The 22,992-nt window shown below is 61.9% G+C and carries 22 protein-coding genes, 1 tRNA gene and 1 pseudogene; 6 read left to right on the top strand and 18 right to left on the bottom strand.

Annotation, left to right across the window (positions count from 1 at the left end; genetic code table 11):
* Positions 1 to 4: 4 nt before the first annotated feature.
* The 12 genes and pseudogenes from LRS03_RS13065 to ispB all read right to left on the bottom strand — a co-directional run bounded on the left by LRS03_RS13065 (position 5) and on the right by ispB (position 13,076).
* Positions 5 to 328 carry a YegP family protein gene (locus tag LRS03_RS13065; protein WP_257825898.1) on the bottom strand — a complete coding sequence of 108 codons (324 nt, stop codon included), beginning with the start codon at positions 326 to 328 and terminating at the stop codon, positions 5 to 7.
* A gap of 236 nt (positions 329 to 564) precedes the next feature.
* A complete protein-coding gene (locus LRS03_RS13060) occupies positions 565 to 1,692 on the bottom strand; it encodes a DUF3800 domain-containing protein (RefSeq protein ID WP_257825896.1) in 1,128 nt (375 codons plus the stop codon).
* Positions 1,693 to 1,753: 61 nt separating this feature from the next.
* Complete coding sequence (locus tag LRS03_RS13055) at positions 1,754 to 2,971, bottom strand: hypothetical protein (protein WP_257825895.1); 1,218 nt, start codon at positions 2,969 to 2,971, stop codon at positions 1,754 to 1,756.
* Complete coding sequence (locus tag LRS03_RS13050; protein ID WP_257825893.1) at positions 2,965 to 5,811, bottom strand: helix-turn-helix domain-containing protein; 2,847 nt, start codon at positions 5,809 to 5,811, stop codon at positions 2,965 to 2,967. Before LRS03_RS13050 ends, LRS03_RS13055 begins: the two co-directional genes overlap by 7 nt.
* A gap of 424 nt (positions 5,812 to 6,235) precedes the next feature.
* Complete coding sequence (locus LRS03_RS13045; RefSeq protein WP_257825891.1) at positions 6,236 to 6,484, bottom strand: DNA gyrase inhibitor YacG; 249 nt, start codon at positions 6,482 to 6,484, stop codon at positions 6,236 to 6,238.
* 9 nt (positions 6,485 to 6,493) lie between these two features.
* Positions 6,494 to 7,249 (bottom strand): cell division protein ZapD, encoded by a 756-nt coding sequence (zapD, locus tag LRS03_RS13040; protein WP_257825890.1) that lies wholly within the window; start codon positions 7,247 to 7,249, stop codon positions 6,494 to 6,496.
* Complete coding sequence (coaE, locus tag LRS03_RS13035) at positions 7,246 to 7,890, bottom strand: dephospho-CoA kinase (RefSeq protein WP_257825889.1); 645 nt, start codon at positions 7,888 to 7,890, stop codon at positions 7,246 to 7,248. Before coaE ends, zapD begins: the two co-directional genes overlap by 4 nt.
* A gap of 19 nt (positions 7,891 to 7,909) precedes the next feature.
* A pseudogene (locus LRS03_RS13030) lies at positions 7,910 to 8,816 on the bottom strand (prepilin peptidase).
* 32 nt (positions 8,817 to 8,848) lie between these two features.
* Positions 8,849 to 10,075 carry a type II secretion system F family protein gene (locus LRS03_RS13025; RefSeq protein WP_257825888.1) on the bottom strand — a complete coding sequence of 409 codons (1,227 nt, stop codon included), beginning with the start codon at positions 10,073 to 10,075 and terminating at the stop codon, positions 8,849 to 8,851.
* A 67-nt stretch (positions 10,076 to 10,142) separates the two neighbouring features.
* Positions 10,143 to 11,864, bottom strand: coding sequence for a type IV-A pilus assembly ATPase PilB (gene pilB, locus LRS03_RS13020; protein WP_257825887.1), 1,722 nt, complete (start codon positions 11,862 to 11,864; stop codon positions 10,143 to 10,145).
* A gap of 151 nt (positions 11,865 to 12,015) precedes the next feature.
* A tRNA-Pro gene (locus LRS03_RS13015) sits at positions 12,016 to 12,092 on the bottom strand.
* Between the two features lie 42 nt (positions 12,093 to 12,134).
* Complete coding sequence (ispB, locus tag LRS03_RS13010) at positions 12,135 to 13,076, bottom strand: octaprenyl diphosphate synthase (RefSeq protein WP_257829520.1); 942 nt, start codon at positions 13,074 to 13,076, stop codon at positions 12,135 to 12,137.
* Positions 13,077 to 13,331: 255 nt separating this feature from the next.
* On the opposite strand from ispB, the gene rplU reads away from it, so the two are divergent.
* The 4 genes from rplU (at position 13,332) to proB (ending at position 16,240) form a co-directional block, all read left to right on the top strand.
* Complete coding sequence (gene rplU, locus LRS03_RS13005; protein ID WP_257825886.1) at positions 13,332 to 13,643, top strand: 50S ribosomal protein L21; 312 nt, start codon at positions 13,332 to 13,334, stop codon at positions 13,641 to 13,643.
* Between the two features lie 13 nt (positions 13,644 to 13,656).
* Positions 13,657 to 13,917, top strand: a complete 261-nt coding sequence (gene rpmA / locus LRS03_RS13000) for a 50S ribosomal protein L27 (protein WP_257825885.1) — start codon at positions 13,657 to 13,659, stop codon at positions 13,915 to 13,917.
* Positions 13,918 to 14,045: 128 nt separating this feature from the next.
* The gene (gene cgtA / locus LRS03_RS12995; RefSeq protein WP_257825883.1) at positions 14,046 to 15,125 is read left to right on the top strand and encodes an Obg family GTPase CgtA; all 1,080 of its coding nucleotides are present in this window, start codon (positions 14,046 to 14,048) and stop codon (positions 15,123 to 15,125) included.
* Positions 15,122 to 16,240, top strand: a complete 1,119-nt coding sequence (gene proB, locus LRS03_RS12990; protein WP_257825882.1) for a glutamate 5-kinase — start codon at positions 15,122 to 15,124, stop codon at positions 16,238 to 16,240. Before cgtA ends, proB begins: the two co-directional genes overlap by 4 nt.
* A 3-nt stretch (positions 16,241 to 16,243) precedes the next feature.
* Here proB and LRS03_RS12985 read toward each other — a convergent pair whose 3' ends face one another.
* On the bottom strand, positions 16,244 to 16,834 hold the full coding sequence (locus LRS03_RS12985) for an RNA pyrophosphohydrolase (protein WP_257825881.1): 591 nt from the start codon (positions 16,832 to 16,834) through the stop codon (positions 16,244 to 16,246).
* Positions 16,835 to 16,951: 117 nt separating this feature from the next.
* Between LRS03_RS12985 and LRS03_RS12980 the strand changes: the two genes are divergently transcribed.
* Positions 16,952 to 18,697 (top strand): proline--tRNA ligase, encoded by a 1,746-nt coding sequence (locus LRS03_RS12980; protein WP_257825880.1) that lies wholly within the window; start codon positions 16,952 to 16,954, stop codon positions 18,695 to 18,697.
* Positions 18,694 to 19,326 carry a lytic transglycosylase domain-containing protein gene (locus LRS03_RS12975; RefSeq protein WP_257825879.1) on the top strand — a complete coding sequence of 211 codons (633 nt, stop codon included), beginning with the start codon at positions 18,694 to 18,696 and terminating at the stop codon, positions 19,324 to 19,326. Before LRS03_RS12980 ends, LRS03_RS12975 begins: the two co-directional genes overlap by 4 nt.
* A gap of 9 nt (positions 19,327 to 19,335) precedes the next feature.
* Here the strand turns inward: LRS03_RS12975 and LRS03_RS12970 are convergent, their stop codons facing one another.
* From LRS03_RS12970 to prfA, 5 genes are all read right to left on the bottom strand, one after another.
* Complete coding sequence (locus LRS03_RS12970; protein ID WP_257825878.1) at positions 19,336 to 19,914, bottom strand: UbiX family flavin prenyltransferase; 579 nt, start codon at positions 19,912 to 19,914, stop codon at positions 19,336 to 19,338.
* Between the two features lie 2 nt (positions 19,915 to 19,916).
* Complete coding sequence (gene grxD / locus LRS03_RS12965) at positions 19,917 to 20,234, bottom strand: Grx4 family monothiol glutaredoxin (protein ID WP_257825876.1); 318 nt, start codon at positions 20,232 to 20,234, stop codon at positions 19,917 to 19,919.
* Positions 20,235 to 20,334: 100 nt separating this feature from the next.
* Positions 20,335 to 20,892 (bottom strand): hypothetical protein, encoded by a 558-nt coding sequence (locus tag LRS03_RS12960; RefSeq protein WP_257825875.1) that lies wholly within the window; start codon positions 20,890 to 20,892, stop codon positions 20,335 to 20,337.
* 146 nt (positions 20,893 to 21,038) lie between these two features.
* Positions 21,039 to 21,857, bottom strand: a complete 819-nt coding sequence (gene prmC / locus LRS03_RS12955) for a peptide chain release factor N(5)-glutamine methyltransferase (RefSeq protein WP_257825873.1) — start codon at positions 21,855 to 21,857, stop codon at positions 21,039 to 21,041.
* Positions 21,854 to 22,939 (bottom strand): peptide chain release factor 1, encoded by a 1,086-nt coding sequence (prfA, locus tag LRS03_RS12950; RefSeq protein WP_257825872.1) that lies wholly within the window; start codon positions 22,937 to 22,939, stop codon positions 21,854 to 21,856. Before prfA ends, prmC begins: the two co-directional genes overlap by 4 nt.
* Positions 22,940 to 22,992: the final 53 nt, after the last annotated feature.

The following is a 22,992-nucleotide window of genomic DNA, read 5'->3' as shown; positions in this document are numbered from 1 at the left end:
CGACTCATTCTTTCGTTGGAGCGCCAGGCGCGTTCACCTTCACCCACTGGATCCCGTTGTCCCGAGCTGTGGTTGATGAGTAGGTCTCACTTGTGCCGATAGGCTGTCCATTGGCCGCCTTCAGTACGAAGTATGGCTGCCCGTTCTTCGCGGTGAGCCTGTCATAGCGCGCATCTAGTGGTGCATTAACTTTCACCGACGCGATGCCGCTCTCAGCACTCTGCTTGGTGGTGTAGCGCTCGCTGGTTAGAACGGTTTCGCCGTTTCCGCCTTTGAGATTGAACATCCATTGGGTGCCAGAGGCCTTGAGATGAAAGTACGCAGCCATTTAGTCCCCTCGTTTGTTGAGTAGGGCTACTCTGAACCTCGTGGTTTTCAAAGGCAAGGTGGATGGACACCTACCCCCATTCCTGGGTGGGCATGACGGCCGGTCTACTTGGGTCGTTCTGCGCAGCAGAGCGAGTTTTTTGAAGGAAGCGGAACCATATTCTGAGCACCTAGGTAGGGGCCGCAGCGTCTGAGCAGAAGTCGCCATTGCGGCGAACTGCCGCCAATGTCGCGAGGTCAAAGACCTTCTTTATCCTCTCCGAGAATCGAAGAATATGCATCGACCGGATGCAAGCCTCCCTGATACCTCATCCCCAAATCTTCCGGTGTGTAGTCGTCAGTCGGCCAAATGCCACCAGCGAGAAACCGTTGCAGGTGAAAGCTGGAGAACTCGTCTTCCTCAGCGCGCTGCGATCCATCGACCCTTTTTGCAAACGCCCTCATGGTGACGCCTGCAACCACATCGGCTACTTGAATGGAAGGCTCTTCATGTGAGGCTGCAAAGCGAATGTCGCGAATCGGCAGCTGTGCGGGATGCTTCCTCTCGTCGTAGCCAACCTCAATGCCTGATAGGCGAGAGTCCATAAAGAGGCGGAGTTGATGTTCCTTGAGACGGAGGGTCTTGGCTTCGTCATGAACGAGAGCAAATCCGTTTGGATGTCGCTTCGCCCATTCGTACGCCAAGCTGAAGGTGCTTGGAATGATCGGATCCAAGGTGTACTTGTCGTTGCTTTCGCCGTCGAGTACGTCTCGGACTATGGTGCGACTGAAATCGAGAGGTAATAGAAACTCGTCGCAGACTTCCCGATGGATAGACGGGATGGCGGAAGTCAACAGACCAAGCTGCTGATAGAAGCCAGCGATGTTGCTATCGCTGGCCTGTCGAACCATTGAAACGAAGGATCTTAAGAATGCTAGACGCTGCTCCGGACCGACTAGCTCATGAAGGACAGCGTAGATCCGATTGGCCATCACGATATTCAAACCATCTTGATAGAGGTCGAAGTTCATCTCATGCGCGACGTTCTCAATTAGCAGGTCTACGACTTTCGTGACGACCATGTACTCTTTGTTGATCACGAAAGTGCGAACTCTCGAAGGCTCCATCAATGGATGTGAAAAGAACTGCGCTAGGCGGGCCAGCCCGCTTCTCCGACGAAGAAGCGCTGTCAAATGCACTTCTGCCGCATTCGTTGCGATTGTTGAGAGAAGAGTCTGGGCCTCGCCTACTGCATAGTCGGTAAATGCCAAGACAAAGACCGGCTGTTGAGGATCGAGCAACTCTGGCCCGGTATTTCCAGCCTCATCTCCATACACGACAGTAGGAGCTGAATCTGTGCTTGGTGTGGCGATGACCTTATCCACTTGCGCAGCCTGTAATGGTCGATTTGTGTGAAGGTCGGTGTCCCAACTTCAAATCCAGAGGCTACTCTTCGTCTTCAGAGTCGAGAGCTTCCTTCTCTCTTAGCTGCCGCTCGATTCCTTGCTCCGCCGCGCGAAGCAACACGGAGAACATCTCGTGTGCAGGGTCAGTGCGGCTCAATCCAGCCAGCATTTCCTTTGAATAGTCCCTCAGGCGAACATCTTCGTTATAAGGCTCTCCGGGTGTCGTCGACCGTCCTCCGGAGAGCGTCGCTCCTATCAGAGCGGAGGTCATGGTGCCAACGGCCTCCTCCCCCACCATTTCGGCAGCGCTGATCACATCTCTGATAAACGTAGGGCTTTCGTATAGCAGCGTGTTCTGGGCGGCCCCCAAAACGGCGGCTATCACCTTCACGTGATCCGACCCACCTTGTTTCATCCAGTCGACCAGCACTTCCAGCAGTGGCTGATCGAACTTCCCACACAGCACTGCGACAAGTTCGCCGATCTCAAAAATGCCATGGGTGCTGCCAACCATCCGCAATGCGTTGTCTAACAGGTGGCGCAGACGCCGCTCGCCCCCGGGCTTTTCCAATAGTCCCAATCCACCGCTCTTTGCATCGGCCGCATCGCCGAGGTACTGAGGTTCTACTGGACGATAGCTCCAGTCTTTGCACATGCTTGCAACGCGAAGCCGGACCAAGAACATTCGAGAGACAGCATCTGGATCGATGCTCATCACTCTTTTCAAGAACTTGAGAACCCAGTAGTCGTCAAGCCGGTTCAACTTGACGAGCTTGCGGACGAGGAGCTTTAGGCGGCCAGCATCTATAGATGCTGCCGGAATGGTGTTCTCGTGACTCAACCACATGAAGATTTCATGAACGGAGCGTCCTGCCAGCCTAAGGTCGACGTCACAAATAAGGTCGACGGCCAACGGCGGATCTACCTTTGCCACGGTGTGCGAAACGCTTCCCGTCAGGGCCAATACGGACGGCTCCTTGGATCGGAAGATCTGACGTAGGAGCGCGACGTCTTCCTCGATATATCGCTCACTGGGTGTCTGTCTTCCGTATGCTTCCGCGACTAGCCTCAATGCCTCGGCAGACTCGCTTTCCTTGAGTAGTTCAGAGATCAGCAAACGTCCTTCTGGTTTGCCGACTAGTTGTCCGAGGGCGGCTCCAGCATAGGAAGCGAGGGGAGAAGCATCGTTGTCGCGATACCTCCGAAAGATCTCAAGCGCGAAGCCAGGCACCTCTGTGATCAAACGATTGATCAGCATGAACGGGGAGCCATATCCCGAATGCGCAACTTCTGCAATGACGCGAAGCCACTGATCGACGTATTCGTAGGCTCTGTCGCCGACGGGCATGCTTTGGAAAGATCTGCAATGAGCGTTGTTTGGGCTGCTTCGTGGGCTTCGCGCCGCCCGGACTCTGAGATTCGGTAGGTTTCAGTCCCCCAACCATCAATCAGCGCACGGACGAGGCGGGTGGGAAGATCTCTGTCGAGCAACGAGAGAATCTTTTTTGCCAAAGGCTTCGTTTCCGTTGGCCCGTAGAACGCATGCCAACCAACCGACTTCGCGGCGCGCACTAGCACGATAGGGTTTATCTGGTTACCGGTCAGCACTTGGAAGAGTCGCTGCAAAGTGGTGAGATGCGCAGCATTCCAAACCTCTCGCTCTTGGGTGTGCATGGGCCCACGCACTGCTTCACTAAGAGTAGTCGCTGCCAAGAAGCCCATTCGTGGGTCTCGGTCGGAGACGCGCGTGAGCAACGAGGAGATGATCTCCTCACGAATCTCCTTGGCATGGTGCAAGGGGAGTTGGTATCGCGTGATGGTGTACGCGCGAGAGGTTGCCGTCGTCGACTCCATCTCTGTTCCCAAGGCCCCTTCAAGGATTGCGAACGGTGTGTAGGCTCCTTGGAGAGAGTGCGGTCGCTCAAGTAGCGAGAGGGCGAAACGTACGACTTTGTTGACTACCTCGACTGGCTTGTTCGGTTCGAACTCTGCAAGTTCTTTGAGGATCCGAATGCCGTGGCGCGGATGTTGATTCAGCGCTCGGTTGTCGGTCCTGCCTGCTTTCCAAAGCAGGCCGCAGGCTTCCTCTAGGAACTCAATCGTGTAGGCAGCGTTGCGCAGCATGCCGCACACGGGCGAGCTGTCTCCGTGCCCCTCTTTTATCAGGCGTCGAGCGAACTCGATGGCAAATCGTGGCTGGTAGTACGCGACTGCTTCAACGGCCGCAACGTGTGCGTTGACGTAGTCGTCTCTCCATTGAAGCTTTGGTGCAATGCTTTCAAGCACGACTCCGTCTTTTGTCTCCCCATCGTTGAGACGCCACTCCAAGCGTCCTAGATTCACTAGGAGATGCTTCAGGTGCTCGGGGCTCGCAACATCAAACACCGCGATGGCTCGATCGTTGGCTTTTCTGTCTGGCCCCACGTGATTCCGTTGAATGACCGAATCGGCGAGCAGGTCTGGAGCAACGCGATATCTGCGACCTCGCTTGAACAGCACGCCGGCCTCTATCAACAAGCGCAGCAAGCGCGCAGAGTCCCCGGGTGGGACGCCTTCGGCGTCCTGTATGAGCTTGAGCAGGTTTGGATCGTCAGGGACGACTGGTTGAACTAGGCTCACGATGCGAAGAACCGCCTGCAGCCGAGCGGAGTCCTGCCCAGTGGTAATGCTGCCCGTGATGACGTCTTGCAGTCTTGCGAGGACGTGATCCTGAAAGGCTTGGACATTCCCCATCAAAAGCGGTGCGATCTTCTCTCGCGCGACGACTTGTGCTCCCAATACCGTCGCCAGCGGCAAGCCATACGTTGCTTCGGCAATAGACGGCGCGGTCGCTATCGGACCGCCTTCCTTCTTCAGTACCTCTTCTGCGAGCGTCTTTGCCTCTGCCTTGCTGAGATGGCTCAGGCGAACGACTTTTACCTGTGGTTCGGACAAGCTGAAAGTTGCTGCCTGATGCTTAAGTGCTTCCGTCCCGTACGGTCGCAGCGAAAAAAGCAGTCGAACATTTGTGTTCGAAGCGGCATGGCGAAGCAGCACGCCGAGGTCTTCGCGATCATGTGCATCGTCCACGACTATGAGCAGTGGTTTGCTGCCCAATTGCTCTAGATGCTTGGCTTGGATCTCTTCAGTCGGGGAGGCGAACCAGATTGCTCTGTGCGGCTGTGACTTGGATGCCTGCAGAACTGCTTCGCGCAGCAGCCTTGTCTTTCCATAGCCAGGCCCGCCGACGAGCAAGGTGAGTAAGGTTTGCTCGTTTGCGAGGTGACCAAGAAGGCTTCGCTCATCGTCGCTGCGGCCGACTAGTTCCCACTGGTGGTGGAAGAGGCGGTCGTCGGCTAGGAATGGCTTGAAAAAGTCTTCCTTTGACAGGAATGGGCCAGCTTCATTGATGCCGAGAAGATCATTGCGGTGCCCGCGAAAGAAGATGTCGACAAGGTCAATCTGGTCTCTTTCGGGCAAGGTGCGCAGCTTGTAGGAAATATCTTCTCGATCCCACAGTTCCCAGCCTTTGTGCTTTGCGACCGCGTCGCGTGCATCTGGGCTCGCAGTTGTGGAAAGCAGAAGAACTCTGAGCTGCGCCTCGAAAGTTTGATCCGCGACAGCGGCATGAACTTTGTGCGCGCCAAACTTTTCCACCCGCTTGCATTGAAAGGAGTGCACACCGAATTCGCCGGTCGCGAAGATGTCTATTCCTTTCTGCTCGTGTCCTTGGGCTCCATACGGATGAACGATTCCTCGGCCCCGATAGAGCCGCTCCAGAAGAAAGCGACAAAAGCGCTCGAAGCTTTCGGGCGATAGCGCGTGGAGTGGAAACGGACGGTCGAACGCTATGGCGGTCTGAATCTCCGCCTGCCTGACGCCAGCGTAGCCCGCTGTCTTGCCTAGGAGTGCTTCGTCCGCTTTTAGGGCGTTTGCCAAAGCTGGAATGTCGGCGGAGCGGGGCCGCGATAGGCCTTTCTCCCATCGGCTGATGGTCTGCTGCTTGACTCCGAGGGCAACGGCCAGATCCTGTTGTTTCGCAAATCCCGCCTCAACCCGCAGACGGGCGACCATCGCTCCGAACGCCCCGTAGGCCGCACTGCCTTTTGTGTCACTCAAGTGTGTCCCCTGTATCGCACACAATAAAGATTGTGCCATACTGGAGGTGATTTACCCCGTGGGGCCGCGATGGCAAAGCAAAATGATCCTGAGCTAAGGCAGTCCAGATCCGGGCCAGAAGGCCCCTACTGCGAGTTCCGCAACGACCGAGAGCGGCGCAACGCGTTGGTGTCCAGAGATGTCCGGCTGGTGTTGTGTCGGCTCACGACAATCCTTGGAATCGTTGCGGTCGCGGCCATGTCGCCCAATCCCGCAAGCCTGTTGGCGCGCTTGACCGCGCTTTTGTAGCCCGGGCCGGTGGGCTGAATTCAGAACTGAGCGGCGACAAATGCCCAGAATTCGGTTCTAAGCGGCATCCTGGTTCAGATCGTCTTGACCTTGGTCCAGCTAGGCTGTTGATTCGTAGGGATCCGAATGACAGTCCTTAACGGCTATCTACACGAGGCGTTGTGCCCGGTTCGCTCGACAGGTCGTCGGGGCTTTCACCGGGTGCCGGTGGACGTGCCGGTACCCGATAGCTCTCGCTGGCCCAGGCGCCGAAGTCAACGTTCTTGCAGCGTTCACTGCAGAAGGGGCGGTTGGGGTTGTCGGGCGAGTAAAGGCTTTCGCCGCCGCAGGTCGGGCAGGTGACGATGCGGCGCTTCGCAGGCGGGGAGGGCGCGTCGGAACTCATCTCAATCGCTCAGGAGCAGAGGGTGAGTTCGAAGCTGGTGTCCACGCCGGCGGGTTTCAAGCGGCCTTCGGCGTCTTGTCGCATCAGCCGCACGAGCACCATCAGGCGGTGCCCGCTGATCTCGGGAATCAGCTGGGCGGTCGGATCGATGCGCAGGCGCAGAAGGTTGAAGACGCGGCCCGCCGGCAGGCTTTGCTGGAACTGGCCGCCTTGCGTCACGACCTTGTGCGGTGTGCCTGCGTCGCGCAAAAGACCCAGGAGCACCTTCAGGGCTTCCGCCAGCGGCATCAAGGTGCCGACCCAGTGGCTGAGGTCGGCACGACGGCGGGCCGGGTCCTGTTGCTGCCAGGCGTAATAGGCCGGCAGGTCGAACTCGCAGGTGCCGCCAGGGATGCTGATGCGGCTGCGCACGCTCATCAGCCACTCGTTGCTCGTGAGGGCGTGGCCGGCTTTGCCGGGCACCTGGTTGAGGCCGTTGAAGGCGTGGTCGATCTTGCCGACGACCTGGTCAAGCACGGCGTCGGACACCGAGGGATTGCCGCGGTAGCTGTTGAGCTGGCTGCGTTGGCGCTCAAGGTCTTTCAGCAGGTCGGATTTGAGGTCGGCGCGCGAGGCGACGTCCATGATCTCGAACAGCGTGGCGAGGGCGTAGTGGTGATCGACCGTCTCGTCACGCGGCATCAAGCGGCCCAGGCGGTCGAACAGGTGTTCGAGCCGCAGCATGGTGCGGATGCTTTCGTTGAAGGGGTACTCGTAGAGGATCAAGTTGGACGCGCTCCGCTCGACCGGCGGGATTGTTCCACAGGGGCCCATTGGGCCAGCAGCATGTCCACGTGCTGCGCAAGTTCGTCGAGTGTGAGTCCGTCGTTGTGGATCACCGCGTCGGCGCAGGCGCGGCGGCGCTCGCGGCTGGCCTGCTGGGCAATGACGGCGAGTACCGCCTCGCGCGTCCAGCCGGAGCGGCTCATCACGCGCACGACCTGCGTTTCGTTCGAGCAGTCGACCACCAGCACGCGGTCGACACGGGTGCGCCAGTGGGTTGACTCTGCCAGCAGCGGTACGTCGAAGACCGTGGTCCTGCCCGAGGCTGCGAGGGCCTGACGGTTGCATTCCAGGCCGATCATCGGGTGCAGAATGGCTTCGAGGCGGCCCTTGGCTTGTGCGTCCGCGAACACCAGTTCGCGCATGCGGGCACGATCAAGGCCGCCGCTGCTGTCGATGACGTCGGAACCGAAGGCTTCGCGGATCGCCTCGATTGCCGCGCCGCCGGGCAGGGCCAGCGATCGGGCAATGGCGTCGGTGTCGATCAGGGCGGCGCCGCGCTCGACGAGCAGGCGCGCCACGGTGCTCTTGCCGCTGCCGATGCCGCCGGTCAGGCCGATGTGCGCGCCGCGAGGTGTCTGCATTGCTCGTTGTCTGCTGACGTCAGGCCCAGCCCAGCCACCCCAGCACACGTTGCGGCCCTGCCAACATCACCGCGATGCCCCCGCCCGCGAGAAACGGCCCGAAAGGCACATAGCGCCCTTCGCGCAAGCCGCTGGACAGCTTCATCCCGATGCCGACGATGGCGCCGATCACCGAGGCACTGAGCACGATCGGCAGGATCATCTGCCAGCCCAGCCAGGCCCCCAGCGCGGCGAGCAGCTTGAAGTCACCGTAGCCCATGCCTTCCTTGCCGGTGGTGAGCTTGAAAAGCCAGTACACCGACCAGAGCGACAGGTACCCCACGATGGCGCCCCAGAGGGCTTGTGGCAAGGGGACGGTCAACCCGAGGAGGCTGCACAACAGTCCCCCCCCACAGCAGAGGGAGGGTGATGACGTCGGGGAGCAGCGTCGTGTCCCAGTCGATGCCTGACAGCGCGATGAGTGCTGCGACTGCACCGCACCACGCCAGCGCCGTCCATGTCGGCCCGAAGCGCCAACCCACAGCAGCGAAGAGGGCTGCCGTGATGAGTTCGACAAAAGGGTAGCGCAGGGAGATGGAAGTCTTGCAGGCCTTGCAGCGGCCTCTCAAGGCGAGATAGCTCGCGACGGGAAGGTTCTCGTACCAGGCGATCTGGTGACCACAGGCGGGGCAGCGGGAACGTGGGTGCGTCAGCTTGAGGACGGGTTGCGCGGCCAGTGCGTCTGCGAGTGACTTTCCGACTTGCGCTGTCTCGGTTGACGCTGGTGTACCGAAGACCCGCCGATGGGCTTCGAGGTCGGCCAGCTGCTGCGCAATATCGCCCCACCAACCGCGGTCCAACATGGCCGGCAGGCGGTGGATGACGACGTTCAGAAAGCTGCCGATGCACAGACCGAGCAGTGCGAGCACCCACGGCGACAGGAAGATGTCGCTGCCGAAGTTCGGCGCGAACACCTCCGTCAAACCACCGCGCCGAGCTTGAAGATCGGCAGGTACATCGACACCACGATGCCGCCGATCAGAGTGCCCAGAATCACGATGATGAAGGGTTCCATCAGGGACGACAGCCCCTTGACGGCTTCGTCAACCTCGTCCTCGTAGAACTCGGCAGATTTGCCCAGCATCGCATCAAGCGAGCCGGACTCCTCGCCAATGGCGCACATCTGAATCACCATGGTGGGAAACACACCCGTGGTTTGCATCGAGGCGGTCAAGCTGGCACCCGTGGAGACATCTTTTTGAATCTGCTCGGTTGCATCCTTGAAGACGGCGTTGCCGGAAGCGCCGCCGACAGAGTCGAGCGCTTCGACCAACGGAACACCGGCCGCGAACATCGTCGACAGCGTGCGAGTCCAGCGGGCCACCGATGATTTGTTGACCAGATCTCCGAACACCGGGACCTTGAGCAACAGGCGGTCCATGGTCCGTTGCATCTTTTCGGAGCGTTTCCATGACTCGAAGAAGAAATAGAGCCCGCCGCCGATGAAGCCGAAAATTGCCCACCAATACTTGGTGAAGATTTCCGACAGCCCGATGACGAACAGCGTTGGCGCTGGAAGGTCCGCGCCGAAGGACTTGAAGACGTCTTTGAACACCGGGATCACAAACAGCATGATGATCGCGAGCACCACAAACGCGACGACCATCACGGCCACCGGATAGATCAGTGCCGACTTGATCTTGTTCTTGATGGCCATCGTCTTTTCTTGATAGATGGCCAGACGGTCCAGCAACGTGTCCAGGATGCCGCCGGCTTCGCCGGCTTCGACCAGATTGCAGTAGAGCGCATCGAAATACAGCGGATGCTTCCGGAATGCCGCCGACAGGCTGGTGCCTGTCTCCACGTCGTTCCGAATGTCCAGCAGCAGTTTGGTCAGTTTCGCGTTGGTGCTGCCTCGCGCCACGATGTCGAAGGCTTGCAGCAGTGGCACACCGGCGCGCATCATGGTTGACAGCTGGCGCGTGAAGATCGCGATGTCTTTCTGCTTGATCGCCCTGCCGCCCGTCGTGCGACGCTTCTTCACCTTGGTGATCAGGATGCCCTGGCGGCGCAGGCTTGCGCTGACCATCGCTTCACCGCCCGCACGGATCTCCCCGCGGACCACCTTGCCGTTCTTGTCCTTGCCTTCCCATTCGAAGACAAATTCCTTGACGTTGCGTGCTGCGGTTGCTGCTGCAGTTGCCATGGTGTTTGCGAGGAGACTTTTCTCCTCGTCCCGTTGAGATGAGTTGTCGTAAAAGCGAAAAAGCCCGCTATTCGTTGGTCACCGAGATGACCTCTTCAAGCGTGGTGAACCCGCCGCGCACCTTCACCAGCCCAGACTGTCGCAAATCGCGGACGCCGTCGTTCGCGGCTTGTTGTGCGATGTCCATGGCGGTTCCTTCGGACAGGATGATGCGCTGAATCTCTTCGCTGACTGGCATCACTTGGTAAATGCCAACCCGGCCCTTGTAGCCGTTGCTACAGGCCGAACAGCCGACTGCTCGGTAGGGTCGCCAGCTTCCGTCCAGGTCGGCCTCGGAGTATCCGGCTTTCAGCAACGCCTCCCGTGGGTACTCGGCCGGCGCCTTACATGCTTCGCACAGTCGCCTGGCCAAGCGCTGCGCAGTGATCAGCAGGACGCTCGATGCGATGTTGAACGGCGCAACGCCCATGTTCAGCAACCGCGTGAGGGTGGTGGGCGCGTCGTTGGTATGCAAGGTCGACATCACCATGTGGCCCGTCTGCGCGGCTTTGATGGCGATGTCGGCAGTCTCCAGGTCGCGGATTTCGCCGACCATGATGATGTCCGGGTCCTGCCGCAGGAACGACTTCAAGGCTGCAGAAAAGCTCAGACCGGCCTTGTCGTTGACGTTGACCTGATTGATGCCGGGCAGGTTGATTTCGGCCGGGTCTTCCACTGTCGAAATATTGACGCCGGGCTGGTTCAGGATGTTCAGGCAGGTGTAGAGCGACACCGTCTTGCCGCTGCCGGTCGGGCCTGTGACCAGAATCATTCCGTAAGGACGCGCAATGCAAGCCAGCAAGCGCTCCTTTTCAATCTTTTCGTAGCCGAGCGCCTCGATCCCGAGCTTGGCGCTGGAGGGATCCAAGATTCGGATGACGATCTTCTCGCCGAACAGGGTTGGCAAGGTACTGACGCGAAAATCAATCGCTTTGCTGCCGAACTTCAGCTTCATGCGTCCGTCTTGGGGGACTCGCTTTTCGGCAATGTCCAACCTCGAGATCACCTTGATGCGGGACGCCAGCTTGTCCTTGATGGCAATCGGCGGCTGGGTGATCTCTCTCAGTTCACCGTCGATGCGAAAACGGACTCGGTAGTGGTATTCGTACGGTTCGAAGTGGAGGTCGGACGCGCGAGCGTTGATCGCGTCGATCAGCATCTTCTGCAGGAAGCGCACGACGGGTGCGTCTTCGACGTCGGCCGTGACTTCCTGTGTCTCTGTGCTCGCAGTGACATCGTCGTCCGAGACGTCGAATTCGAAGTCGCCACCGACGATGTTGTCGAGCGATTCGGTCGCACTGACGCCGGCCCCCTCCAGCATCTTCGAAAGCTTGTCGTGCTCGACGATGACCCACTCGGGCGACAGTTGTGTCGCGAACTTGATGCGCTCGCCAGCTTCCTGGTCTGTGGGGTCAGCGCCACCGATGAAAAGACGATTGCCGCGTTTTCCCAGCACCACAATTTGGTACTGGGCGGCCAGCTTTGCGTCGATGATCGCCCGTGGAAGCCGCTGCGGATCAATGGCATTGAGGTCCAGCAGCGGCAATGCCAGCGCGCTGGACAGTGTGTGAGCCAGTTCGGCCGGTGTGAGCGCGCCGGCGGCGAGTACCGCGGAGAGGAAGCTGGACTTCTTCTCTTTGGATGACTTGACCAGATCTTCTGCCGCTTTGGCGTTCAGCTTGCCGGCATGCACTAGAACCCGCGCAACACCAGACAGTGCGGATTGAGGGGCTTCGGCAAGGGTATCCACAGGTAGAGGTGTGCTTTACGTCACGATGGCAACATCAATTGATGATCGCCGATCTACCTGGGGCTGTAAACCTGAGCACTACGAGGCTGCGGCAAGAAGTCACGACTCACAGTGCCAACGCTGCAACAATTTGCTTCAGTGCCAATGAATCTGGTCGGGGTGAGAGGATTCGAACCTCCGGCCTCTACGTCCCGAACGTAGCGCTCTACCAGGCTAAGCTACACCCCGAAGAAAAGGGGCCTCGAGAAGGCCCGCTTTGGTTCGATCGGGTCAAGACGAGCGCTCAACCGATCGAGCGCAAAATTCTAGCAGAGCTTCTCGATAGCTCGTTTCGGGCAGTGCCGCCAAAGTGAGGCGGGCCTTGTCCGCCTCTTCACGAGCGGCATCGCGCGTCGCTTCGAGGGCGCCGGTCTGTCGAACGATGGCGACGATCTCGGAGAGGCGGCCGACCTCGCCCTGCTCAATTGCATGGCGGATCATCAATCGGTCGTCTTCGGGGGCGCGCTCCATGGCGATCAGCAGGGGTAAGGTGGGCTTACCTTCGCGCAAGTCGTCCCCGACGTTCTTGCCAAGTTCGTTGGTGGAGCCTTCGTAGTCGAGGAGGTCGTCGACGAGCTGGAACGCTGTGCCCAGGTGGCGGCCGTATGCGGCGCAGGCTTCCTCCATCTTCGGTTCCGCGTTGGCGAGAACGGCTCCCAACCGCGCGCTGGCTTCGAACAGTTTGGCTGTCTTGAAGCGGATCACCTTCAGGTAGTCGGCAACGGCCAGGTCGGGGTCGTGCATGTTCATCAGCTGCAGCACCTCCCCTTCCGCGATGACGTTGGTCGCGTCGGCCAAGACGTCCAGCACCCGCAACCGATCGACGGACACCATCATCTGGAACGCTCTCGAGTACAAGAAGTCGCCGACAAGGACGCTGGCCGCGTTGCCGAAAAGCGCGTTGGCCGTCGCTCGGCCGCGGCGAAGCGCTGACTCGTCCACGACGTCGTCATGCAGCAAGGTGGCGGTGTGGATGAATTCCACGATGGCGGCGAGTTCAAACCGCTCTCTTCCCCGGAATCCCAAGGCGTTCGCAAACAGCAACACCAGCATGGGTCGGATGCGCTTTCCGCCTGCGCTGATGATGTAGTGTGAGATTTGGTTGATCAGCACCACGTCCGAGGCCAGTCGTTGCTGGATGACCGCGTCGACCTCTTTCATCTCGGGCGCCATGAGGCGCAGGGGGTCGGTGGGCTGGGTCAAGATAAGGGGCTTGGGTTGCACAGCGAGCTCGGAAGGTCGTCTGATTATAGGAAGTCGGTGTCGTGCCCTTTGGTTGCGCCTCGCACGCGCCTGGGCCCACTTGGCCCGTTCCCGACTGGTCGAGCCCGAGCGTGACATGGCGTCACCGCCCGTGATACACTCGCGGGCTTCACGTTTTGCGTGAGGTGCTCGGTATTCTTCCGAGCAATCCATGAAAGGGCTGATATGTACGCGGTCATAAAAACCGGCGGCAAACAATACAAGGTTGCTGCGGGCGAAAAGATCAAGGTAGAACAGATTGCTGCGGACGTTGGCCAAGAGATCACGATCGACCAAGTTCTGGCAGTCGGCAACGGCGCGGACCTGAAGGTCGGGACTCCCTTGGTTTCCGGCGCGAGCGTCAAGGCCACGGTTGTGGCACAGGGCAAGCACGACAAGGTGCGCATCTTCAAGATGCGTCGCCGCAAGCACTATCAAAAGCGGCAAGGTCATCGCCAGACCTTTACCGAGCTTGAGATCAGCGCAGTGAACGCCTGAAAGGAGTCGAACCATGGCACAGAAAAAAGGCGGCGGTTCCACCCGGAACGGCCGTGATTCCCAGCCGAAGATGCTCGGCGTGAAGGTGTTTGGAGGCCAGACCATCCCGGCTGGCTCGATCATCGTCCGTCAGCGCGGCACCAAGTTTCATGCCGGCGCCAATGTTGGCACGGGCAAAGACCACACGCTTTTTGCATTGGTCGATGGCGAAGTGAGCTTCGCCATCAAGGGCCCGCGCAACCGTCAAACGGTGAGCGTGAAAGAACTGGGCTGAGACCTTCGCGTCGAGGCTTGGCTCACACGAGCCCCGGTTCGCCGGGGCTTTTGTTTTTGCGCATCTTTTGCGCCTGCGGCAGTGCTCCATTACCTTTGGAGTCTGTGTGACATCGGAACCGTTCAGTCATGAAATTCGTTGACGAAGCCACCATCGACGTGGCGGCCGGCAATGGCGGCAATGGCTGCATGAGCTTTCGCCGTGAGAAGTTCATCCCCTTTGGCGGGCCCAATGGCGGGGACGGCGGACGTGGGGGCAGTGTTTTCGCCGTTGGCGACCGCAACCTCAACACGCTGATCGACTTCCGCTACGCACGCAGACACGAGGCACGCAACGGTGAAAACGGGCGCGGGTCTGACCAGTACGGTGCTGCCGCCGAAGACATTGTGCTGCGCATGCCCATGGGCACCATCATCACCGACCTCGACACCGGGAACGTGATCGCTGAACTGTTGGTGCCGGACGAAAAGGTCTTGCTTGCCAAGGGCGGCGATGGCGGGTTCGGCAACCTGCACTTCAAGACCAGCACGAACCGCGCTCCCCGGCAAAAGACCCCGGGCTGGCCCGGTGAGCATCGCAAGCTCAAGCTAGAACTGCGGGTGCTCGCCGATGTGGGGCTGCTGGGCATGCCGAATGCGGGCAAGTCGACGCTGATTGCCGCGATCTCGAATGCTCGGCCCAAGATTGCCGACTATCCCTTCACCACCCTGCACCCCAATCTCGGTGTGGTGCGTGTCGCTGCGGAACAGAGCTTCGTCGTGGCCGACATCCCGGGCCTGATCGAAGGCGCGTCCGAAGGTGCGGGCCTCGGTCACCTCTTCCTGCGCCATTTGCAGCGCACCCACCTGTTGCTGCACGTGGTCGACATGGCGCCCTTTGACGACAGCGTCGACCCCGTCGCACAGGCCAAAGGCATCGTGGCCGAACTCAAGAAGTACGACCAGGCGCTGCACGACAAACCTCGCTGGCTGGTGCTGAACAAGCTCGACATGGTTCCTGTCGAAGAGCGAGAACAGCGGGTCAAAGACTTCGTGAAGCGCTTCAAGTGGAAGGGGCCGGTGTTCCAGATCTCGGCGTTGACGCGCGAGGGCTGCGAGCACCTGGTACAGGCGATCTACCAGCACGTCTCGAAGCTGAAGAACGTGGTGCCCGACGATCCCGATCCCCGTTTCGCCGACCCTACGCGTGACATCGAGCAATCGCCATGACCGACGCCCTGAAAAACGCCAAGCGCATCGTCATCAAGGTCGGCTCCAGCCTGGTGACCAACGAAGGTCGCGGCCTGGATGCACAGGCCATCGGCAACTGGTGCCGCCAGATGGCGGCGCTGGCCGGCCAGGGGCGCGAGGTGGTGATGGTGTCCAGCGGGGCGGTTGCCGAGGGTATGAAGCGCCTGGGCTGGGCGGCGCGGCCGAAGGAAATCCACGAGTTGCAAGCCGCCGCTGCCGTGGGGCAAATGGGCCTGGCACAGATCTACGAAACCCAGCTGCGCCACTACGATATGGGCAGTGCTCAGGTCCTGCTGACGCATGCCGACCTGGCCGACCGCGAACGTTACCTCAACGCTCGCTCGACGCTCTTGACCTTGCTCCGATTGAAGGTCGTGCCGGTCATCAACGAGAACGACACCGTCGTCAATGACGAGATCAAGTTCGGCGACAACGACACCTTGGGGGCGTTGGTGGCCAACCTCGTCGAAGCCGATGCGCTGATCATCCTCACCGATCAGAAGGGCCTGTATTCGGCCGACCCCCGCAAGGACCCGGATGCGCACTTCATCGATGAAGCCGAGGCGGGCACGCCGGAGCTGGAGCGCATGGCCGGCGGGGCTGGATCGAGCATCGGTCGCGGCGGCATGATCACCAAGGTGCTGGCGGCCAAGCGAGCCGCGAGCAGCGGCGCGACGACCGTGATCGCGTGGGGGCGTGAGCCCGATGTGCTGTTGCGCCTGGCGGCCGGTGAGGCAATTGGCACCGCGCTGACCGCGTCGACCCCGAAGCTCGCGGCGCGTAAGCAATGGATGGCCGATCACCTGCAGTTCCGCGGGGCGGTGGTGATCGATGACGGTGCGGTGGCCAAGCTGCGCGATGAGGGCAAGAGTCTCTTGCCCATCGGCATGGTCGAGGTGCAAGGCGAGTTCGTGCGCGGTGATGTGATCGCTGTGCGCGACAAGTCCGGCAACGAGATCGCGCGTGGCCTCGCCAACTACGCGAGTTCAGAGGCTCGCCTGATTGCGCGCAAGCCGTCGAGCGAGTTCGAGCGCCTGCTCGGCTTCACCGGGGAGCCCGAGATGATCCACCGCGACAACCTGGTGCTGGCCTGACGGTCAGGACGACGCCGGCTCCGGCGGGCCGCTTTCATCGAGTGGCGCCGTGTTGGAGTTGCCGGCGTCATCGCGGTGATGCGGGCGCATGCCTGAACGCAAATAGCGGTTGTGGTGGTTGTTGCGCGGCAGGAAGCGGGCCAGCTCGGTGAGCGCCATCTGGTACACGTCACGCTTGAACTCGATCACGAGATCGAGCGGCACCCAGTAGTCGTTCCAGCGCCAGGCGTCGAATTCCGGGTGGTCGGTGGCCCGCAGGTTCATGTCGCTGTCACGGCCCATCAGCTGCAGCAGGAACCAGATCTGCTTCTGGCCGCGATAGTGCCCGCGGGCATCGCGGCGGATGAAATGCTCCGGGACTTCATAGCGCAGCCAATCACGGGTGCGCGCGACGATGCGAACGTGCTCGGGCGACAACCCCACCTCTTCGTGGAGCTCGCGGAACATCGCCTGCTCAGGCGTCTCGCCGTATTTGATGCCCCCTTGCGGGAACTGCCAGGAGTGGGTGCGGATGCGCTTGCCCCAGAAAACCTGGTTCTTCGTATTGAGCAGGATGATGCCGACGTTGGGTCTGAACCCTTCTCGGTCGAGCATAATCAACCTCAAATTCTTTAATTGAATTCATTATTGCACCGGCTTTGCGGGAAGTGACCCCGCGGGTTTCCCCAGCCCTGCCGTGCAAACCTGCCCATCTCCCCCGGTTCCCTGCTCATGAAAGCTTCTCAGTTTTTCATTTCAACGCTCAAGGAAGCACCCGCCGACGCCGAGGTCACCAGCCACAAACTGATGATGCGGGCCGGTTTGATCAAACGTCTGGGCGCGGGTATCTACAACTACATGCCGATGGGTTTGCGGGTCATCCGCAAAGTCGAAAACATCATCCGCGAGGAAATGAACCGGGCGGGGGCCGTCGAGCTTCTGATGCCGGTCGTCCAACCCGCCGAGCTGTGGGAAGAAACCGGCCGCTTCCAGAAGATGGGGCCCGAGTTGCTGCGTGTGAAAGACCGGCACGAGCGTGACTTCATCATCCAACCGACGTCGGAAGAGGTCATCACCGACATCGCCCGGCAGGAGCTGCGCAGCTACCGCATGCTGCCGAAAAATTTCTACCACATCCAGACGAAGTTCCGCGACGAGCGTCGGCCGCGCTTCGGCGTGATGCGTGGGCGTGAGTTCACGATGAAGGACGCGTACTCGTTCGACCGCGACGTCGCCGCGGCCGGTAAGAGCTACGACGCGATGTATGCGGCGTACGTACGCATCTTCGAGCGCATGGGCCTCGTGTTCCGCGCTGTGGCGGCCGACACCGGCGCGATCGGCGGTGACCGCTCGCACGAATTCCAGGTGATCGCCGATACCGGCGAAGACGCCATCGCCTATTGCCCTGATTCCGACTACGCCGCCAACGTCGAGCTGGCCGAAGCACTGCCGCTGATTTCTCAGCGCGGTGCGGCGACGCAGGTACTGAGCAAGACGCCGACACCGGGCAAGAGCACCTGCGAAGACGTGGCCGAGCTGCTCAAGCTCCCGCTGTCGCAGACGGTGAAATCGCTGGTGCTCGCGACCGACGAGAAGAACGACGACGGCGAAGTGCGCAAGACCACCGTGTGGCTCTTGCTGGTGCGCGGCGACCATAGCCTCAACGAGGTCAAGGCCGGCAAGATCGACGGTCTGAAGGAAGGCTATCGCTTTGCCACCACCGCCGAGATCGAAGAACACTTCGGCTGCAAGCCGGGCTACCTGGGCCCGATCGGGATGAAGAAGCCGGTGCGCGTCGTGGCCGACCGCACGGTGGCGGCGATGAGCGATTTCGTCTGCGGCGCCAACGAAGCCGACTTCCACTACACCGGTGCCAACTGGGGCCGTGACCTGCCCGAGCCTGCGGTGGTGGCCGACATCCGCAACGTGGTCGAGGGCGACCCTTCGCCCGACGGCAAGGGCAAACTCGCCATGCAGCGCGGCATCGAGGTCGGCCACGTGTTCTACCTCGGCACCAAGTATTCCAAGGCGATGAACGCCAGCTACCTCGACGAGAACGGCAAGCCCCAGCTGCTTGAGATGGGTTGCTACGGCATCGGCGTCACCCGCCTCTTGGGCGCGGCCATCGAGCAGAGCCATGATGAACGCGGCATCATCTGGCCGCTGTCGATGGCGCCGTTCAGCGTGGTGCTGTGTCCCATCGGCTACGACCGCTCGGCGGAGGTCAAGGCCGCCGCCGACCGCCTGCACGACGAGTTGCAGGCGCAGGGGGTCGACGTGATGCTCGACGACCGCGGCGAGCGTCCGGGTGCGATGTTTGCCGACTGGGAGCTGATCGGCGTGCCGCACCGTGTGGTCTTGTCCGACCGCGGCCTGAAGGAAGGCAAGGTCGAATACCAAGGGCGTCGCGACGCGCAGGCCACGGCTGTCGCTGCCGCTGAACTGGGCGCCTTCCTGAAAGGCCGGCTCGCGGCATGAGCGTGACGAGCGGGCTGGGTCGGCGGCAGGTGCTCGCCGCTGCAGCCTGGCCGGCGCTGCTGTTCTCCACGCCTGCCGTTCGGGCCGGCGCGCAGGTCGAGGAGCCGATGGCCGATGCCGTGCGCTCGGCGTTGTCGGCCGCCATCGCCAACAGCGCGCCGCCCAAGCCGGCGTTCGACCACATCGAAGAGCGCCTCGCCTACCTGAAATGGCTGGGCGAGATGAGCAACCGCTTGAAGAAGCGCAAGGCCGAGCACGTGGCGCGCGTGGAGTTCCTCGAAACCGTCTGGTACGAGAGCATGCGGGCCGGGCTGGAGACCTCGCTGGTGCTGGCGGTGATCCAGGTCGAGAGTGGCTTTCGCAAATACGCCATCAGCCGTGTGGGTGCACGCGGCTACATGCAGGTGATGCCGTTCTGGGCGCGCCTGATTGGCGATGGCGACGTGGCGAGGCTCTTTCACATGCAGACCAACCTGCGCTTCGGTTGCGTGATCCTGCGTCACTATCTCGATCGCGAGCGTGGCGACCTCTACATGGCGCTCGGCCGCTACAACGGCAGCCGCGGTAAGCCGGAGTACCCGAACCTGGTGTTCGGTGCCCGCAAGGCCTGGGCGTTCAAGCCGGGCTGAGCGGGCCGCTCAGAGCCCGGCCCAGGGCTTGGGCTGCGCTTCGCCGACGCCGAGCAAGGCCAGCACCCGTTCGACCGAATCGTCGACCACCTCGTCGAGCGTTGCGGGCCGGTGGTAGAAGGCGGGCAGCGGCGGAAAGACGACGCCGCCCATCTCGGTCACGGCAGTCATGTTGCGCAGGTGCGCCAGGTTGTACGGCGTCTCACGTGCCAACAGCACCAGACGCCGGCGCTCCTTGAGCGTGACGTCGGCGGCGCGGCTGATGAGGTTGTCGGACAGGCCGTGCGCAATCGCGGCCAGCGTCTTCATCGAGCAGGGCGCGATGACCATGCTCTCCACCGGAAACGACCCGCTCGCGATGGCGGCACCCACATCGGCCGGGTTGTAGGCGGCGTGGGCTAGCGCTTCGAGTGCCTTGCGGTCGAGGCCCAACTCATGGTGCGCGTTGAGCACCCCCGCCGGGCTGACCACGAGGTGCGTCTCGCGGCCGGCGGCCTTCAGGCGCTGCAGCAGCTTGAGCCCGTACACCGCGCCGGTGGCGCCGGTGATGCCGACGACCACACGGCCAGGTGCTGTGTGGGTGGCCAAGCTCAGGCCTGGTTGCCCAGGACCTGCTGCAGCTCACCCGCTTGGTACATCTCCATCATGATGTCCGAGCCGCCGATGAACTCACCGTTGACGTACAGCTGCGGGATCGTCGGCCAGTTGGCGTACTCCTTGATGCCCTGGCGCACGCCGTCGTCTTCCAGCACGTTGAAGGTCTTGAGGTCGTTGACGCCGCAAGACTTGAGGATCTGAACGGCGCGGCCGGAGAAGCCGCACATCGGGAACTGCGCCGTGCCCTTCATGAAGAGCACCACACGGTTGTTCTTGACGAGGTCGTCGATGCGTTGTTGAACGTCGCTCATGGTCGTGGCCGGCAGTCAGCCGGCGAATCAAATGGGGATAGGCGAGGTTATACGGCAAACAGGCCGTGGCCGAGCCCACGGCCCGGCAAGCCCACGCAACTCAGAACGAATACGAGACGCCGAGTTGCAGCAGGGGCGCAAAGCGCAGGTCGCGCACGGTGTCGTCGAGGCTGGAACTGCCTGACACCGGCTTGCCCAAACGCGCTGCCGATCGCGACGTGCCCATCAGGCCGATGTCGGCCGACAAGCCCCAGCCGCCCTTGCTGGACCAGCCGGTGTAGCCCAGGCCCAGGTAGGGCTGGGTGCTGGCTTCGCTGTTGTCGCCGGCGATGCGCCGGTCGAGCAAGGAGGGGCTGCTCCAGACGGAACTGCGGGCACCGAGCAGCACGCCGCTGGTGGCGCGCCAACCGCCGGCGGTGCCCAGCCAGGGGCGGCTCAGGTAGTAGTCGCCCATCAGGCTGAGCGTGTTGATCTTTTGCTGGTCGGATTCGCCGACGCTGAGGTCGTTGCGTGCGGTGGTGGTGCCGATGGCCAAGCGGGCCTTGAGCCCTTCCCAGGCTTGCGCCTGGCTTTGCGGTGCCGCTTCGTTGGCGTGTGCGCAGGCTACCCCGAGGGTCAGGGTCAGCGCGGCGAGCCAGCGGTGGGAAGCGGGGCGCATGGGGCGTAGTCGAAGAACGAAACGGCTGCGATCAAAAGTCATGCTACGCCCCTTGCCGGAGCCTTGGAAGTTTCTTACGTCATTTGGAGGAGGCCCGGACTGGGGGTTGTGCAGCAATGCCGCAACACCGGCACGCCACTGTCTCCTTAAGACCACCGTGCACCAGTGCAACGGCCGATTCCCGCCAGGTCCTGTCGGGTTTGGACGTCGTCAAAGCCATGCGCCTCAAGCAGCCGGTGGACGGCGTCGGCCTGGTCGTACCCGTGCTCCAGCAGCAGCCAAGCGCCGCGGCTCAAGTGGGCCGGCGCGCCCGAGACGATGGTGCGCAGGGCGTCGAGGCCGTCGGCGCCGGAGGTAAGCGCCAGCAGGGGCTCGTGGCTCAGGGCGGGAAGGTGCTCGTCTCCCGTGGCGATGTAGGGCGGGTTGCTCACGACGAGGTCGAAAGTACCGTTCCCGACGCTGCTCCACCAGTCGCCGAGCAGAAAACGGACATCGAGGCCGAGGCGTCGGGCGTTGCTGGAGGCGACCTGCAGTGCGTCGTCGCTGGCATCGACAGCGGTGACCACGGCGGCGGGGTGGCGGTGCTTGAGCGCCAATGCGATGGCGCCGCTGCCGGTGCCGAGGTCGAGCACGCGCGGTTGGGGCGGGCCGGCCTGCAGCCGGGCCAGAGCCCAGTCGACCAGGGTCTCGGTGTCGGGCCTCGGGATCAGCACCGCCGGCGTGACCTGCAGCGTCAGGCCATGGAACTCCTTCTCGCCGGTCAGGTACGCCACCGGTTCACCGCTTGCCCGGCGTTGCATCAGCTGCTGGACTGCGGTGCGCTGAGGCTCGGTCAGCACCGCGTCATCGTGGGCCAGCAGCCAGCTGCGCGGGCGTTGCAGCACGTGCCCGAGCAGGAGCTGCGCATCGAGCCGGTCGACGCCCAGCCCGCGGGCTTGCGCCAGCGCGGTGGCAACGTCGTTCACAGACCACGCCCTTCCAGCTCGGCCAGCTGCTCGGCCGCACGCGCGGCTTGCAGGGCGGCGATCACGTCGTCGAGGTCACCTTCCATGATGGCTTGCAGCTTGTAGAGCGTGAGGTTGATGCGGTGGTCGGTCAGCCGGCCCTGCGGGAAGTTGTAGGTGCGGATGCGGTCGCTGCGGTCGCCGCTGCCGATCAAGCCCTTGCGGGTGGCGGCTTCCTTGGCGGCGCGTTCGCTGCGGTCCTTTTCACGCAGGCGTGCGGCCAGCACGGCGAGGGCCTTGGCCTTGTTGCGGTGCTGGGAGCGGTCGTCCTGGCATTCGGCGACGAGGCCGGTGGGCAGGTGCGTCACGCGAATGGCACTGTCGGTCTTGTTCACGTGCTGGCCGCCGGCCCCGCTGGCCCGGAAGGTGTCGATGCGCAGGTCCGCCGGGTTGAGCTGGATTTCCTCGGCTTCGTCGGGCTCGGGCATCACGGCGACCGTGCAGGCGCTGGTGTGGATGCGGCCTTGCGCCTCGGTGGCCGGCACGCGCTGCACGCGGTGGCCACCCGATTCGAACTTGAGCCGGGCATACACGTCGTCGCCTTCAACGCGCAGCACCACTTCCTTGTAGCCACCGAGGTCGGAGCTGTTCTGCGACATCACCTCGCTGCGCCAGCTTTGCCGTTCCGCGTAGCGCAGGTACATGCGCAGCAGGTCGGCGGCGAACAGGGCCGATTCGTCGCCGCCGGTGCCGGCGCGGATTTCGATGAAGGCGTTGCGGCCGTCGTCCGGGTCGCGCGGCAGCAAGGCGGTCTGCAGCTCACCGTGCAGGCGGGCGAGGTCGGCTTCGGCGGTCGCAATTTCTTCCTGCGCCATCTCGGCCATCTCGGGGTCTTCGAGCATCTCGCGCGCCGAGGCAAGATCGCGCTCGCGCTGCTCGTAGTGGCGAAAGCGTTGCACCAGCGAGCCCACCTCGGCGTGCTCGCGCGTGAGGCTGCGGAAGCGGTTCATGTCGCTCGCGATAGTCGGGTCGGCCAAGGTCGCGTCGAGTTCGGTCAGCCGCATCGCAAGGCGTTCGAATTGCTGGCGCAGGGTGTCTTTCATGGAGGCTCCGGAAACGGGGGAGGTCGGAGCGGGTGTGCCCGTCGCATACGGGC

Source organism: Rhizobacter sp. J219 (genome assembly GCF_024700055.1).
Taxonomy (GTDB): Bacteria; Pseudomonadota; Gammaproteobacteria; order Burkholderiales; family Burkholderiaceae_C; genus Rhizobacter.
Note: the sequence above shows the minus strand (reverse complement) of the source record. Positions and strands in the feature narration are given on the sequence as shown.